We start from the raw sequence: 12,959 nt of genomic DNA on the forward strand, positions 1-12,959 counted from the left end.
ACACATGACCGAAGAGATGGATTGCAGCGTAACGCCTACTTCTCAAGCCAAACAAGGAAACTGCCATGGGCACCATACTTATCATCATCCTGATTCTGCTGTTGATCGGTGGCTTACCCGTCTTTCCGCACTCCAGAAGTTGGGGCTATGGGCCATCCGGCATCATCGGTACGGTGCTGATCATCCTGCTGATCCTGTTGTTGCTCGGCAAGATATAGAAAAGCTGCAAGCCATAAGCAGCAAGCCGCAAGTCAAAGCAGTACGCGTACGGCTTCAACTTGCGGCTTGTGGCTTGGAGCTTGCAGCTAAAAAAAGGCAGTCAAAGGCTGCCTTTTTGCTTACTTAGTGAGACACCGCACCGCTGGCACCCAGGCCAGTCTGCGAGCGTACGAACTGCGGGAAGAACAGCGCGCGTTCGTCATCGGCGGCCTTGGACTTGTCGGTGATCGAGAAGAACCAGATACCGGCAAAGGCAATGATCATCGAGAACAGCGCCGGGTACTCGTACGGGTAGATCGCCTTCTCGTGGCCGAGGATCTGCACCCAGATGGTCGGGCCGAGGATCATCAGCGCCACGGCACTGATCAGGCCCATCCAGCCACCGATCATGGCGCCACGGGTGGTCAGTTTCTTCCAGTACATCGACAGCAGCAGTACCGGGAAGTTACAGCTGGCAGCGATGGAGAACGCCAGGCCGACCATGAAGGCGATGTTCTGGCTTTCAAACAGGATGCCCAGGCCGATCGCCAACACGCCAAGGGCGACGGTGGTGATCTTCGAGACGCGGATCTCATCCTTCTCGTTGGCTTTGCCCTTCTTGATCACGCTGGCATACAGGTCGTGGGACACCGCCGAGGCACCGGCCAGGGTCAGGCCGGCAACCACCGCCAGGATGGTGGCGAAGGCCACTGCCGAGATGAAGCCGAGGAACACGCTGCCACCCACGGCATCGGCCAGGTGCACCGCCGCCATGTTGTTGCCGCCGATCAGGGCGCCGGCAGCGTCCTTGAACTCAGGGTTGGTGCTGACCAGCAGGATCGCGCCAAAGCCGATGATGAAGGTCAGGATGTAGAAGTAGCCGATGAAACCGGTGGCATACAGCACGCTCTTACGCGCTTCCTTGGCGTCGCTGACAGTGAAGAAGCGCATCAGGATGTGCGGCAGGCCAGCGGTACCGAACATCAGCGCCAGGCCCAGCGAGAACGCCGAGATCGGATCTTTGACCAGCCCGCCCGGGCTCATGATCGCTTCACCTTTGGGGTGAACCTTGATCGCTTCGGAGAACAGCGCGTTGAAGTCGAAGTTGACGTGCTTCATCACCATCAGCGCCATGAAGCTGGCACCGGAGAGCAACAGCACGGCCTTGATGATCTGTACCCAAGTGGTCGCGAGCATGCCGCCGAACAGCACGTACATGCACATCAGAATGCCGACCAGGATCACCGCAACATGGTAGTCCAGGCCGAACAGCAGCTGGATCAGCGTGCCGGCACCGACCATCTGCGCGATCAGGTAGAAGGCCACTACCACCAACGAGCCGGAGGCCGACAGGGTGCGGATTTCCTTCTGCCCCAGGCGATACGAGGCGACGTCGGCAAAGGTGTATTTACCCAGGTTGCGCAGGCGCTCGGCGATCAGGAAGAGGATGATCGGCCAGCCGACCAGGAAGCCGATCGAGTAGATCAGGCCGTCGTAACCGGAGGTGAACACCAGGGCGGAAATACCCAGGAAGGATGCGGCCGACATATAGTCGCCGGCAATCGCCAGGCCGTTCTGGAAACCGGTGATGCGCCCGCCGGCGGCATAGTAGTCGGAGGCGGACTTGTTGCGCTTGGACGCCCAGTAGGTGATGCACAGGGTGGCACCGACGAAGGCGACGAACATGACGATCGCCGAGACGTTCAAGGGTTGTTTCTGCACCGCGCCGGTGAGGGCGTCAGCGGCCCAGACGGCGGGTGCAAAAACGCCGAAGGCCAGGGTTGCCAGTAGACGCCGGATCATTGCTGAGCCTCCTTGAGGATCGCCTTGTTCATCTCGTCGAACTCGCCATTGGCGCGACGCACGTAGATGGCCGTGAGGATGAAAGCCGAGATGATCAGACCGACACCAAGGGGAATACCCCAGGTGATCGACGAGTCAGGGCTGAGCTTGGCACCGAGAATATGCGGGCCATAGGCAATCAACAGGATGAAGGCGGCGTAGAGACCGAGCATGATCGCCGAGAGAATCCAGGCGAAACGTTCGCGTTTTGAAACCAGCTCCTTGAACCGCGGGCTGTTTTGTATCGAGAGGTAAATGCTGTCGTTCATTGTTTTTGTCCTCGCAGCACAGATTAGGTAGTACCCACTCCACTTTATGCTGCCTTCGAACGCACTCCAGACGACCTTAGTCTTAGATGCAAAACTCTTTTACCGATTCGGTAACAGCCTGAAACGACAAGGGCCGCACCGGCGTTTCGCGGGTGCGGCCCTGGAAGGTGCCAGATAGAGGCTTTAAGCCATTATTTGCCGGTCCACTCGGCTACGCGTTCCGGGTGCTTGGCCACCCAGTCCTTGGCTGCGGCTTCAGGTTTTGCGCCCTCTTGAATGGCCAACATGACCTCGCCGATTTCATCCTTGGACTGCCATTGGAATTTCTTCAGGAACGCCGCCACTTCCGGCGCCTTGCTGTCCAGTTCCTTGCTGCCGATGCTGTTGACGGTTTCGGCGGCGCCATACACGCCTTTGGGGTCTTCGAGGAACTTGAGCTTCCACTTGGCGAACATCCAGTGCGGCACCCAGCCGGTCACCGCGATCGATTGCTGCTTGGCATAGGCGCGGCCAAGCTCTGCGGTCATCGCCGCGCCAGAGCTTGCCTGCAGTTTGTAGCCGGTGAGGTCGTAGTCCTTGATGGCCTGGTCGGTCTTGAGCATGACCCCGGAGCCTGCGTCGATGCCGACGATTTTCTTTTTGAAGCTGTCATCGGTCTTGAGGTCGGCCACCGAGCTGGCCTTGACGTATTCGGGGACGATCAGGCCGATCTTGGCATCCTTGAAGTTGGGGCCGTAGTCGACCACGTTGTCCTTGTTCTTGGTCCAGTATTCGCCATGGGTTACCGGCAACCAGGCCGAGAGCATGGCGTCGAGCTTGCCGGTGGCCACCCCCTGCCACATGATGCCGGTGGCCACGGCCTGCAGTTTGACGTCATAGCCGAGCTTCTGCCTGATGACTTCGGCGGCGACGTTGGTGGTCGCCACACTGTCGGACCAGCCATCGACATAGCCGATGCTCACTTCCTTGGCCAGCGCTTGCCCCGCGCCAATGGCCAGTACCAGGGCGGTGCCCACCCCCAGGAGTCGTCGCATTTTCATCCAAGCATCCCCTCGTCACGTCACGGAAGCTGCATCATCAACCGCGCATGGTCGCTGACCTGCTCTGGTAGCGACCTCGGGACAACGAGAAACGACATCACATCGCCAGCCATTGAAATCGTTACATCAAGCAACACCCACCCTGACGATCTTTGTAGCCCAAGGCTTTGGCCGGCGCCATTTGCGGGTACTATTGACGGCTTTGTTTCCACACGGTCTGTTCCATGTCCTCGACTGCGCGCTTCCCGCTATTACCCTACCTGTTCGCCTGCCTGCTGGGCCTGTTCGCCCTCGGAGGGCTGTGGTACGGCCTGGGCAAGCCGGTGGTGCTGCCGGATGCGGCCAGCGCGTCGCACAAGCTGCAGTGCGCCTCCTACACCCCGTTCGACAAGGACCAGTCGCCGTTCGACCAGCCATTCCAGCTGCGCCCGGCGCGCATGGACGCTGACCTGGCCTTGCTTGCCGAGCGTTTCGAATGCATCCGCACCTACTCGATGACCGGCCTTGAGGCCATTCCCGACCTCGCCCGCAAGCATGGCCTGAAGGTGATGCTCGGCGCCTGGATCAACGCCAACCCGGTGGATTCGCAAAAAGAGGTCAAGGCCCTTATCGCCTCGGCCAATGCCAACCCGGATGTGGTCAAGGCGGTGATCGTCGGCAACGAAACCCTGCTGCGCAAGGAAGTCACCGGCCCGCAACTGGCGGCGCTGATCAACCAGGTGAAAAGCCAGGTCAGCGTGCCGGTGACCTACGCCGATGTCTGGGAGTTCTGGCTGCAACACCCCGAGATCGCTCCGGCGGTGGACTTCCTGACCATCCACCTGCTGCCCTACTGGGAAGATGACCCGAAGAGCATCGACGATGCCCTGGTGCACGTCGGCGAGATTCGCCAGGTGTTCGGCAACCGCTTCGCGCCCAAGGAGATCGTCATTGGCGAAACCGGCTGGCCGAGCGAAGGCCGCCAGCGCGAAACCGCCCTGCCCAGCCGGGTCAACGAGGCACGCTTCATTCGCGGCTTCGTCGCCATGGCCGAACAGCACGGCTGGCAGTACAACCTGATCGAAGCTTTCGACCAGCCGTGGAAGCGTGCCAGCGAAGGCGCCGTGGGCGGCTACTGGGGCCTGTATGACGCCGACCGCCAGGACAAGGGCATCCTTGAAGGGCCGGTGAGCAACCTGGCGTTCTGGCCGCAGTGGCTGGGCGCAGGTGTCGTACTGTTCATCGCCACCCTGCTGCTGGCCGGGCGCCTACGCGGCACTCGCAGCGCTTTGCTGTTGCCACTGCTGGCGGCCCTGGCTGCGGCCAGCCTGGGCCTGTGGGGCGAACAGTTGCGCATCAACAGCCGCTTTGTCGGCGAGTGGGTCTGGGCGATTGTGCTGGTGGGCCTGAACCTGCTGGTGCTCGCCCATGCTGCGCTGGCCTTGTCGCAACGCCAGGGCTGGCGCCAGCGGGCCTTCGCCTGGCTCCAAGCGCGTGGCGGCTGGTGGTTGCTGGCGGCGGGTTTTGCCGCGGCGGTGAGCATGCTGGCGCTGGTGTTCGACCCGCGTTATCGCAGCTTCCCCAGCCCCGCCTTGCTGTTGCCGGCAGTGGTGTACCTGCTGCGGCCGGTGGCGGCACGCCGGGGCGAAGCGGCCTTGCTGGCGTTGATCATCGGCGCCGGCATCGCCCCGCAGTTGTACCGTGAAGGGCTGAGCAACCAGCAGGCGCTGGTCTGGGCCGGGGTGAGCGTGCTGATGGTGGCGGCGTTGTGGCGTAGCTTGCGGGTTCGGGTTCAGCAGTAACCGGGGCTGCTTCGCACCCCATCGCTGGCAAGCCAGCTCCCACAAGATCCCTGTGGGAGCTGGCTTGCCAGCGATGGCAGCGCCGCAATGTCAGCTGGAGCGCCGCACCAAGCGCAACCCCGCCAGCACCACTGCAAACACGGCAATGCTCGCGGTGTACAACACCAACGCCGGAATGCCGCACACCAGTGCCGCAACCGCCAGGCGCCAACCCGCGCGCCCTGGCACCAGCATGGCCAGCAGTGCCAGGCCCAGGGCCGACCAGGCCACGATCCTGAAGTGAATCATCAACCCCATCAGCGAACGCGCCTGGCAGCCCCACAGTTGTGCCTGGTCGGCGCAGGTCGCCACCCAGTGGGCATCTTCCATCAGCACATAACGCAGCCCATAGCTTGCCGCCAGCCACAAGGGCAGAAACACCAGCAATGCGATCAGCGGTAAACGGCGGGACATGCGACACTCCAGAAACATGAAAATCGGCGCCCAGCATAATCGTCCGGGGCGTCTATGCAAGGCAAAAGCGCCAGCCTCAGCTACTTTGTCCTGTAGATAAATGGAACCAATTGTTGCGAATCCTCATTGGACGGCGGCAACATCTGGGACGATAAATGCCGGAGCGCCAGGCAACTTTGCCGGGGCCACCATGGTCCTAGCCTGCGTAACGCACTTTGCTGCTGCATTTTTGGGGATCCGTCATGCTTCGTTCTCTGCGCCTCGCTGCCCTGTTGGGTGGCTTTATCTCGAGTGCGTGCGCTTGGGCACAAACCATCGACGCGGCCAGTTACGGCTATCCGTTGACCAACCCGTTCGAGGCGACCATCGCCACGACGCCGCCGGAGCTACGCCCGGAGCTGCCTAGCGACGACGACATCACCCAGTCCGACTACAGCCTGAACATGCGCCCGGAGCGGGCCTTCACCCTGCCCGACAATTTCTGGCCGGTGAAAAAGCTCAAGTATCGCCTGGCCCGCCAGGACCACGAGGCGCCGCTGATTTTCCTGATTGCCGGCACCGGCGCGCCCTACTCCAGCAGCATCAACGAGTACCTGAAAAAGCTCTACTACAAGGCTGGCTACCACGTGGTGCAGTTGTCATCACCGACCAGCTTCGACTTCATCACCGCCGCCTCGCGCTACGCCACCCCCGGGGTGACCAAGGAAGACGCCGAAGACCTTTACCGGGTGATGCAGGGCGTGCGCGCTCAGCACCCGCGCCTGCCGGTCAGCGAGTACTACCTCAGCGGCTACAGCCTCGGCGCCCTGGATGCGGCGTTTGTCAGCCACCTGGATGAAACCCGGCGCAGCTTCAACTTCAAGCGCGTGCTGCTGCTCAACCCGCCGGTCAACCTCTACACCTCGATCAGCAACCTCGACAAGCTGGTGCAGACTGAGGTCAAGGGCGTCAACAACAGCACCACCTTCTATGAGCTGGTGCTCAACAAGCTAACCCGCTACTTCCAGCAGAAGGGCTACATCGACCTCAACGATGCGCTGCTGTACGACTTCCAGCAGTCACGCCAGCACCTGTCCAACGAGCAGATGGCAATGGTCATCGGCACCTCGTTCCGCTTCTCGGCGGCCGATATCGCCTTTACCTCCGACCTGATCAACCGCCGCGGCCTGATCATCCCGCCCAAGTACCCGATCACCGAAGGCAGCAGCCTCACGCCGTTCTTCAAGCGCGCGTTGCAATGCGACTTCGACTGCTACCTGACCGAGCAGGTGATCCCCATGTGGCGTGCCCGCACCGACGGCGGCAGCCTGTTGCAACTGGTCGACCAGGTCAGCCTCTACGCGCTCAAGGACTACCTGCAACAGAGCCCGAAAATCGCCGTGATGCACAACGCCGACGACGTCATCCTCGGCCCTGGCGACCTGGGCTTCCTGCGCAGCGCCTTCGGCGATCGCCTGACCCTGTACCCCCACGGCGGCCATTGCGGCAACCTCAATTATCGCGTCAACAGCGACGCCATGCTGGAGTTCTTCCGTGGTTAAACGCCTACTGATCATTAGCGCGCTGCTGGCCTGCGGCCTGGCCCAGGCGGCTGAAGAAACCGCACCGCGCGCCAGCGTCATCGAAGCCGATCCGGTCGATGCCGATGGCTTCACCGAACCGCTCAAGGCACTCAAGTTCAACCCCGGCCTGGACCAGCGCGAATTCGAACGCTCGACCCTGGCGGCGCTGAACGTCTACGACCCGCTGGAATCGATGAACCGGCGCATCTACCACTTCAACTACCGCTTCGACCAATGGGTGTTCCTGCCGGTGGTCAACGGCTACCGCTACATCACCCCGCACTTTGTGCGCAGCGGCGTGAGCAACTTCTTCAGTAATGTCGGCGATGTGCCGAACCTGCTCAACAGCCTGCTGCAGCTCAAGGGCAAGCGCTCGATGGAAATCACCGCGCGCCTGCTGCTCAACACCACCATCGGCGTCGCCGGCCTGTGGGACCCGGCAAGCAAAATGGGCCTGCCGCACCAGAGCGAGGATTTCGGCCAGACCCTGGGCTTCTACGGCGTGCCGGAAGGCCCATACCTGATGCTGCCGATCATCGGCCCGTCGAACCTGCGCGATACCGGTGGCCTGGCGGTGGACTATGGCGCCGAGAACTGGATCAACTTCCTCAACGTCGCCGAAGTCAGCAGCAACCATCCGGAAGTCTGGGTACTGCGCGCCGTCGACAAGCGCTACACCACCAGCTTCCGCTATGGCCAGCTCAACTCGCCGTTCGAGTACGAAAAGGTGCGCTACGTCTACACCGAGGCGCGCAAGCTGCAGATCGCCGAGTAAGCGCCCTCAGCTGGGCGCCGGCAGGCCAAGAAAGCAGCACAGCTCGCGGCGCTTGGCCAGGGCGTCGCGGCGCCCGAGTTCGATCAGCTCGCTGCAATAGCCGGCTTCGAACAGCAGGTAGCTGAGCACCCCGGCGCCGCTGGTTTTGGTCGCCCCCGGGCCACGCAAAAACAGCCGCAGCGCCGCCGGCAACTCACGTCGGTGGCGGGCGGCGATCTCGTCCAGCGGCTGGCTGGGCGCAACCACCAGTACCTCGACCGGCGCCAGGCCCAGGCGCCGGCGTTCCAGGTGCTCGGGCATCAGGTGGCTAAGGTGGTTGAGCCGCTGCAGCAGCTCGATATCGTCTTCCAGGCTGTCAATGAAGGTGCTGTTGAGCATGTGCCCGCCGATCTGTGCCAGGCTCGGCTGCTGGCCGCTGAAGATGCGCTGGCGCATTTCGCCTTCATGGGGCCGCTGCGGGTTGCCGCTGACCCCGACCACCAGTACCCGGCTGGCGCCCAGGTGCAGGGCCGGGCTGATCGGCGCCGACTGGCGCACCGCGCCATCACCGAAGAATTCCTCACCGAGCTTGACCGGAGCGAACAGCAAGGGGATCGCCGAGCTGGCCAGCAGGTGCTCGACGCTCAGGCGGGTCGGCAGGCCGATACGCCGGTGGCGCAGCCAGGGGTCGATGGCGCCCTTGCCCTGGTAGAAGGTCACCGCCTGGCCGGACTCGTAGCCAAAGGCCGTCACCGCCACCGCGCGCAGGTGCTGCTGCTCGATGGCGTGGCCGATGCCGTTGAGGTCCAGGTGCTGGCTGAGCAGTGTGCGCAACGGCGAGCTGTCGAGCAACGCCACCGGAACCGGCGCGCCGAGACCAAGCAGGCTGTGGCCGACGAAGCGGCTGGCCTGGCGGATCACCCCGGGCCAGTCGCTGCGCAGCACCTGATGGCTGCGAAAGCCCTGCCAGAAACTGGTCAGGCGGCGGATCGCGTCAGCAAAATGAGTGGCGCCGCTGGCCAGGGTCACGGCATTGATGGCGCCGGCCGAGGTGCCGACGATCACCGGGAAGGGGTTGGCGGCACCGGGCGGCAGCAGATCGGCAATGCCGGCCAGCACACCGACCTGGTAGGCGGCGCGGGCGCCGCCGCCAGAGAGGATCAAGCCGGTGATCGGTTCAGCCATTTTACCTTCCTGGATTTTTGGTGAATTCATCGCGGGTCAAGCCCGCTCCCACAGATAGTTGTGGGAGCGGGCTTGACCCGCGATTGCCTCAACGCCGTTTTTCGTAGAGCTTCGGCGCCCCCGGCGGACGCGACTTGAAGCGCCGATGCGCCCACAGGTACTGCTCCGGGCATTCGCGCAGCGCCGTTTCGATCCACTGGTTGATGCGCAGGCAGTCGGCCTCTTCGGTCTCACCAGGGAAGTCCGCAAGCGGCGGATGAATCACCAGCCGGTAACCGCTGCCATCGGCCAGGCGCTGCTGGGTGAAGGGGATCACCCGTGCCTTGCCCAGGCGGGCGAACTTGGTGGTGGCGGTGACGGTCGCCGCTTCGATGCCGAACAGCGGCACGAACAGGCTCTGCTTGGCGCCGTAGTCCTGGTCGGGTGCGTACCAGATGGCACGGCCGGCGCGCAGCAGCTTGAGCATGCCGCGCACGTCCTCGCGCTCTACCGCCAGCGAATCGAGGTTGTGCCGCTCGCGGCCACGGCGCTGGATGAAGTCGAACACCGGGTTGCCGTGCTCGCGGTACATGCCGTCGATGGTGTGTTCCTGCCCCAGCAGCGCGGCGCCGATCTCCAGGGTGGTGAAGTGCAGGGCCATGAGGATGGCACCCTGGCCATCACGCTGGGCGGCCTGCAGGTGCTCGAGCCCTTCGATGTGCGCCAGGCGCGCCAACCGGGCCTTTGGCCACCACCAGCTCATGGCCATTTCGAAGAAGGCGATGCCGGTGGAAGCGAAATTTTCCTTGAGCAGGCGCTGCCGTTCGACGGACGGTAGCTCGGGGAAACACAGTTCCAGGTTGCGCGCCGCGATGTAGCGGCGTTCGCCGGCCACCAGGTACATCAGCGCCCCCAGGGCACGGCCGATCACCAGCAAGGCCCGGTACGGCAGCTGCACGATCAGCCACAGCAGGCCCAGGCCCAGCCACAGCGGCCAGAAGCGCGGGTGCAGAAAGTAACGACGAAAACGCGGGCGATCCATTAAAGATTCCGGAAAGACAAGGGCCGGGCATTCTACAACGGTTCGGCACGGGTTGCGGCCAACCGGTGTTCTCGTTATAAGTCTGGGCACTTTTTCGTAACAAGCCGCCCTAATGCAGACCATGAGCCAAACCCAAACGCCAGACCAAGACCCCGTGTTCCAGCTCAAGGGCAGCATGCTCGCCATTACCGTGCTCGAGCTCGCCAGGAACAACCTCGAAGGCCTCGACCGGCAGTTGGCGGCCAAGGTCGCCCAGGCGCCGAATTTCTTCAGCAATACCCCGCTGGTACTGGCCCTGGACAAGCTCCCGGCCGGCGAAGGCGCGGTCGACTTGCCCGGGCTGATGCGCGTCTGCCGCCATCACGGCCTGCGCACCCTGGCCATCCGCGCCAGCCGTATCGAAGACATTGCCGCGGCGATCGCCATCGACCTGCCGGTGCTGCCGCCCTCCGGTGCCCGTGAGCGGCCGCTGGAGCCGGAGCCGGAAGTGAAGAAGCCCGAGCCTGCGCCCGCCCCCGTGGCGCCGCCGGAGCCGGCCATCCGCCCGACCAAGATCATCACCACCCCGGTACGCGGCGGCCAGCAGATCTACGCTCAGGGTGGCGATCTGGTAGTAGTGTCGTCGGTCAGCCCGGGCGCGGAACTTCTCGCCGATGGCAACATCCATGTGTACGGTGCAATGCGTGGGCGGGCACTGGCCGGGATCAAGGGCAATACCCGGGCGCGGATCTTCTGCCAGCAGCTGACCGCCGAGATGGTCTCGATCGCCGGGCAATACAAGGTCTCCGAAGACCTGCGCCGCGATCCGCTGTGGGGGGCCGGGGTACAGGTCAGCCTGTCCGGTGACGTGTTGAACATCACCCGTCTTTAACGGATACTTGCCGCCATTTTCTGCGCAACTTTTTTCGATGTTGCCGTTTTTTGTATTTTTTGGGACTCGACGTCCTTTTCTTTAGGGGTGAAACACCTTGGCCAAGATTCTCGTGGTTACATCCGGCAAGGGTGGTGTGGGTAAGACCACCACCAGCGCCGCTATTGGTACCGGCCTCGCACTGCGCGGCCACAAGACTGTCATCGTCGACTTCGACGTCGGCCTGCGTAACCTCGACCTGATCATGGGCTGCGAACGCCGCGTGGTGTACGACTTCGTCAACGTCGTCAACGGCGAAGCCAACCTGCAGCAAGCGCTGATCAAGGACAAGCGCCTTGAGAACCTCTACGTGCTGGCCGCCAGCCAGACCCGCGACAAGGACGCGCTGACCCAGGAAGGCGTGGAAAAAGTCCTGATGCAGCTCAAAGAGGACTTCGAATACGTGGTCTGCGACTCGCCGGCCGGTATCGAGAAAGGCGCCCACCTGGCCATGTACTTCGCTGACGAAGCGATCGTCGTGACCAACCCGGAAGTCTCCTCGGTACGTGACTCGGACCGTATGCTGGGCCTGCTGGCGAGCAAATCGCGCCGCGCCGAACGCAACGAAGACCCGATCAAGGAACACCTGCTGATCACCCGCTACCACCCGGAGCGCGTCAGCCAGGGCGAAATGCTCGGCGTCGAAGACGTCAAGGAAATCCTCTCGGTGGCCCTGCTGGGCGTGATCCCTGAATCCCAGGCGGTGCTCAAGGCATCCAACCAGGGCGTACCGGTCATCCTTGACGACCAGAGCGATGCTGGCCAGGCCTATAGCGATACCGTTGACCGCCTGCTGGGCAAAAACGTGGAACATCGGTTCCTTGATGTGAAGAAGAAGGGATTCTTCGAGCGCCTGTTTGGAGGCAACTAACCAATGAACCTTTTTGACTTCTTTCGTGCCAGCAAAAAAGTAAGCACCGCCTCGGTCGCGAAAGAGCGTCTACAGATCATCGTGGCGCACGAGCGCGGTCAGCGCAGTACTCCGGACTACCTGCCAGCCCTGCAGAAGGAACTGGTGGAAGTGATCCGCAAGTACGTCAACATCGGCTCCGATGATGTGCAGGTCGCTCTGGAGAACCAGGGCAGCTGCTCGATCCTCGAACTCAACATCACCCTGCCCGATCGCTGATAGCGTTTTCGGGCACCCTGTGGGAGCGGGCTTGACCCGCGATTGCGATCTGCCAGTCATATCGCGTCGCGGGTCAAGCCCGCTCCCACAGCTATTTTGGAACACGCAATGCCGCTGTCCAACGTACACATCCTGCATGAAGATGACGCCATCCTGGTGGTCAACAAACCGACCCTGCTGCTGTCCGTGCCGGGCCGGGCCGAAGACAACAAGGATTGCCTGATCACCCGCCTGCAGGAAAACGGCTACCCTGATGCCCTGATCGTCCACCGCCTGGACTGGGAAACTTCGGGGATCATCCTCCTGGCCCGCGACGCCGACAGTCATCGCGAACTGTCCCGGCAGTTCCACGACCGCGAAACCGAGAAGGCCTACACCGCACTGTGCTGGGGCCAGCCGCAGCTCGACAGCGGCAGCATCGACCTGCCGCTGCGCTACGACCCACCGACCAAGCCACGGCACGTGGTCGACCATGAGCAGGGCAAGCATGCCCTGACCTTCTGGCGCATCGTCGAGCGCTGTGGCGATCATTGCCGGGTCGAGCTGACGCCGATCACCGGGCGCTCGCACCAGTTGCGCGTGCACATGCTGTCGATCGGTCATCCGTTGCTGGGTGATCGCCTGTATGCCTGCCCCGAGGCGCTGGCAGCCCATGAGCGGCTGTGCCTGCATGCAAGCATGCTGAGCTTTACCCACCCGGTGTCCGGGGAGCGGTTGCGCTTCGAGTGTCCGGCGCCGTTTTGACGGCGCCAGCGGCAAGCTTCAAGCTTCAAGCTTCAAGCAGTCACCCTGCATTGAGTTACGCCGCCTCTTGC

General features: G+C 62.8%; 14 protein-coding genes. 8 read left to right on the plus strand and 6 right to left on the minus strand.

Annotated elements, in window-relative coordinates:
• The first annotated feature begins 65 nt into the window (after window positions 1-65).
• On the plus strand, window positions 66-218 hold the full coding sequence (locus LOY34_RS20240; protein WP_010224169.1) for a DUF3309 family protein: 153 nt from the start codon (window positions 66-68) through the stop codon (window positions 216-218).
• A 124-nt stretch (window positions 219-342) separates the two neighbouring features.
• On the opposite strand, the gene LOY34_RS20245 is transcribed toward LOY34_RS20240, so the two are convergent.
• The 3 genes from LOY34_RS20245 to LOY34_RS20255 all read right to left on the minus strand — a co-directional run bounded on the left by LOY34_RS20245 (window position 343) and on the right by LOY34_RS20255 (window position 3,349).
• Window positions 343-2,001, minus strand: a complete 1,659-nt coding sequence (locus LOY34_RS20245) for a cation acetate symporter (RefSeq protein ID WP_258663937.1) — start codon at window positions 1,999-2,001, stop codon at window positions 343-345.
• Entirely contained in the window at window positions 1,998-2,309 is a 312-nt protein-coding gene (locus LOY34_RS20250; protein WP_038994010.1) for a DUF485 domain-containing protein, read from the minus strand. The genes LOY34_RS20245 and LOY34_RS20250 overlap by 4 nt, the downstream gene beginning before the upstream one ends.
• A 191-nt stretch (window positions 2,310-2,500) precedes the next feature.
• Window positions 2,501-3,349: a glycine betaine ABC transporter substrate-binding protein gene (locus tag LOY34_RS20255; protein WP_195884812.1), complete on the minus strand. Its 849-nt coding sequence runs from the start codon at window positions 3,347-3,349 to the stop codon at window positions 2,501-2,503.
• A 224-nt stretch (window positions 3,350-3,573) separates the two neighbouring features.
• Here LOY34_RS20255 and LOY34_RS20260 point away from each other — a divergent pair, with 224 nt between their 5' ends.
• Window positions 3,574-5,130, plus strand: a complete 1,557-nt coding sequence (locus LOY34_RS20260; RefSeq protein WP_195884813.1) for a beta (1-6) glucans synthase — start codon at window positions 3,574-3,576, stop codon at window positions 5,128-5,130.
• 90 nt (window positions 5,131-5,220) lie between these two features.
• Here the strand turns inward: LOY34_RS20260 and LOY34_RS20265 are convergent, their stop codons facing one another.
• Entirely contained in the window at window positions 5,221-5,583 is a 363-nt protein-coding gene (locus LOY34_RS20265; protein WP_045195445.1) for a hypothetical protein, read from the minus strand.
• Between the two features lie 242 nt (window positions 5,584-5,825).
• Between LOY34_RS20265 and LOY34_RS20270 the strand changes: the two genes are divergently transcribed.
• Both LOY34_RS20270 and LOY34_RS20275 read left to right on the plus strand, forming a co-directional pair.
• On the plus strand, window positions 5,826-7,124 hold the full coding sequence (locus LOY34_RS20270) for a hypothetical protein (RefSeq protein WP_045195447.1): 1,299 nt from the start codon (window positions 5,826-5,828) through the stop codon (window positions 7,122-7,124).
• The gene (locus tag LOY34_RS20275; protein WP_045195448.1) at window positions 7,117-7,920 is read left to right on the plus strand and encodes a VacJ family lipoprotein; all 804 of its coding nucleotides are present in this window, start codon (window positions 7,117-7,119) and stop codon (window positions 7,918-7,920) included. The genes LOY34_RS20270 and LOY34_RS20275 overlap by 8 nt, the downstream gene beginning before the upstream one ends.
• Before the next feature lie 6 nt (window positions 7,921-7,926).
• Here the strand turns inward: LOY34_RS20275 and LOY34_RS20280 are convergent, their stop codons facing one another.
• Together LOY34_RS20280 and LOY34_RS20285 are read right to left on the minus strand one after the other, a co-directional pair.
• Window positions 7,927-9,084: a patatin-like phospholipase family protein gene (locus LOY34_RS20280; protein ID WP_195884814.1), complete on the minus strand. Its 1,158-nt coding sequence runs from the start codon at window positions 9,082-9,084 to the stop codon at window positions 7,927-7,929.
• An 88-nt stretch (window positions 9,085-9,172) separates the two neighbouring features.
• Complete coding sequence (locus LOY34_RS20285; protein WP_045195451.1) at window positions 9,173-10,105, minus strand: lipid A biosynthesis lauroyl acyltransferase; 933 nt, start codon at window positions 10,103-10,105, stop codon at window positions 9,173-9,175.
• Window positions 10,106-10,226: 121 nt separating this feature from the next.
• On the opposite strand from LOY34_RS20285, the gene minC reads away from it, so the two are divergent.
• From minC to LOY34_RS20305, 4 genes are all read left to right on the plus strand, one after another.
• Entirely contained in the window at window positions 10,227-10,976 is a 750-nt protein-coding gene (gene minC, locus LOY34_RS20290) for a septum site-determining protein MinC (protein WP_093387360.1), read from the plus strand.
• Between the two features lie 97 nt (window positions 10,977-11,073).
• Entirely contained in the window at window positions 11,074-11,886 is an 813-nt protein-coding gene (minD, locus tag LOY34_RS20295; protein ID WP_045195453.1) for a septum site-determining protein MinD, read from the plus strand.
• A gap of 3 nt (window positions 11,887-11,889) precedes the next feature.
• A complete protein-coding gene (gene minE / locus LOY34_RS20300) occupies window positions 11,890-12,144 on the plus strand; it encodes a cell division topological specificity factor MinE (RefSeq protein ID WP_010224188.1) in 255 nt (84 codons plus the stop codon).
• A 108-nt stretch (window positions 12,145-12,252) separates the two neighbouring features.
• Complete coding sequence (locus LOY34_RS20305) at window positions 12,253-12,888, plus strand: RluA family pseudouridine synthase (protein WP_045195455.1); 636 nt, start codon at window positions 12,253-12,255, stop codon at window positions 12,886-12,888.
• Window positions 12,889-12,959: the final 71 nt, after the last annotated feature.

Origin of the sequence: Pseudomonas sp. B21-009 (assembly GCF_024749345.1) — a bacterium.
Lineage (GTDB): Bacteria > Pseudomonadota > Gammaproteobacteria > Pseudomonadales > Pseudomonadaceae > Aquipseudomonas.

Bases quoted from the DNA above. Each gene is read 5' to 3' on its own strand.
- LOY34_RS20240 (WP_010224169.1), top strand. From the start codon at position 66: ATGGGCACCATACTTATCATCATCCTGATTCTGCTGTTGATCGGTGGC.
- LOY34_RS20245 (WP_258663937.1), bottom strand. From the start codon at position 2,001: ATGATCCGGCGTCTACTGGCAACCCTGGCCTTCGGCGTTTTTGCACCC.
- LOY34_RS20250 (WP_038994010.1), bottom strand. From the start codon at position 2,309: ATGAACGACAGCATTTACCTCTCGATACAAAACAGCCCGCGGTTCAAG.
- LOY34_RS20255 (WP_195884812.1), bottom strand. From the start codon at position 3,349: ATGAAAATGCGACGACTCCTGGGGGTGGGCACCGCCCTGGTACTGGCC.
- LOY34_RS20260 (WP_195884813.1), top strand. From the start codon at position 3,574: ATGTCCTCGACTGCGCGCTTCCCGCTATTACCCTACCTGTTCGCCTGC.
- LOY34_RS20265 (WP_045195445.1), bottom strand. From the start codon at position 5,583: ATGTCCCGCCGTTTACCGCTGATCGCATTGCTGGTGTTTCTGCCCTTG.
- LOY34_RS20270 (WP_045195447.1), top strand. From the start codon at position 5,826: ATGCTTCGTTCTCTGCGCCTCGCTGCCCTGTTGGGTGGCTTTATCTCG.
- LOY34_RS20280 (WP_195884814.1), bottom strand. From the start codon at position 9,084: ATGGCTGAACCGATCACCGGCTTGATCCTCTCTGGCGGCGGCGCCCGC.
- LOY34_RS20285 (WP_045195451.1), bottom strand. From the start codon at position 10,105: ATGGATCGCCCGCGTTTTCGTCGTTACTTTCTGCACCCGCGCTTCTGG.
- minC (WP_093387360.1), top strand. From the start codon at position 10,227: ATGAGCCAAACCCAAACGCCAGACCAAGACCCCGTGTTCCAGCTCAAG.
- minE (WP_010224188.1), top strand. From the start codon at position 11,890: ATGAACCTTTTTGACTTCTTTCGTGCCAGCAAAAAAGTAAGCACCGCC.
- LOY34_RS20305 (WP_045195455.1), top strand. From the start codon at position 12,253: ATGCCGCTGTCCAACGTACACATCCTGCATGAAGATGACGCCATCCTG.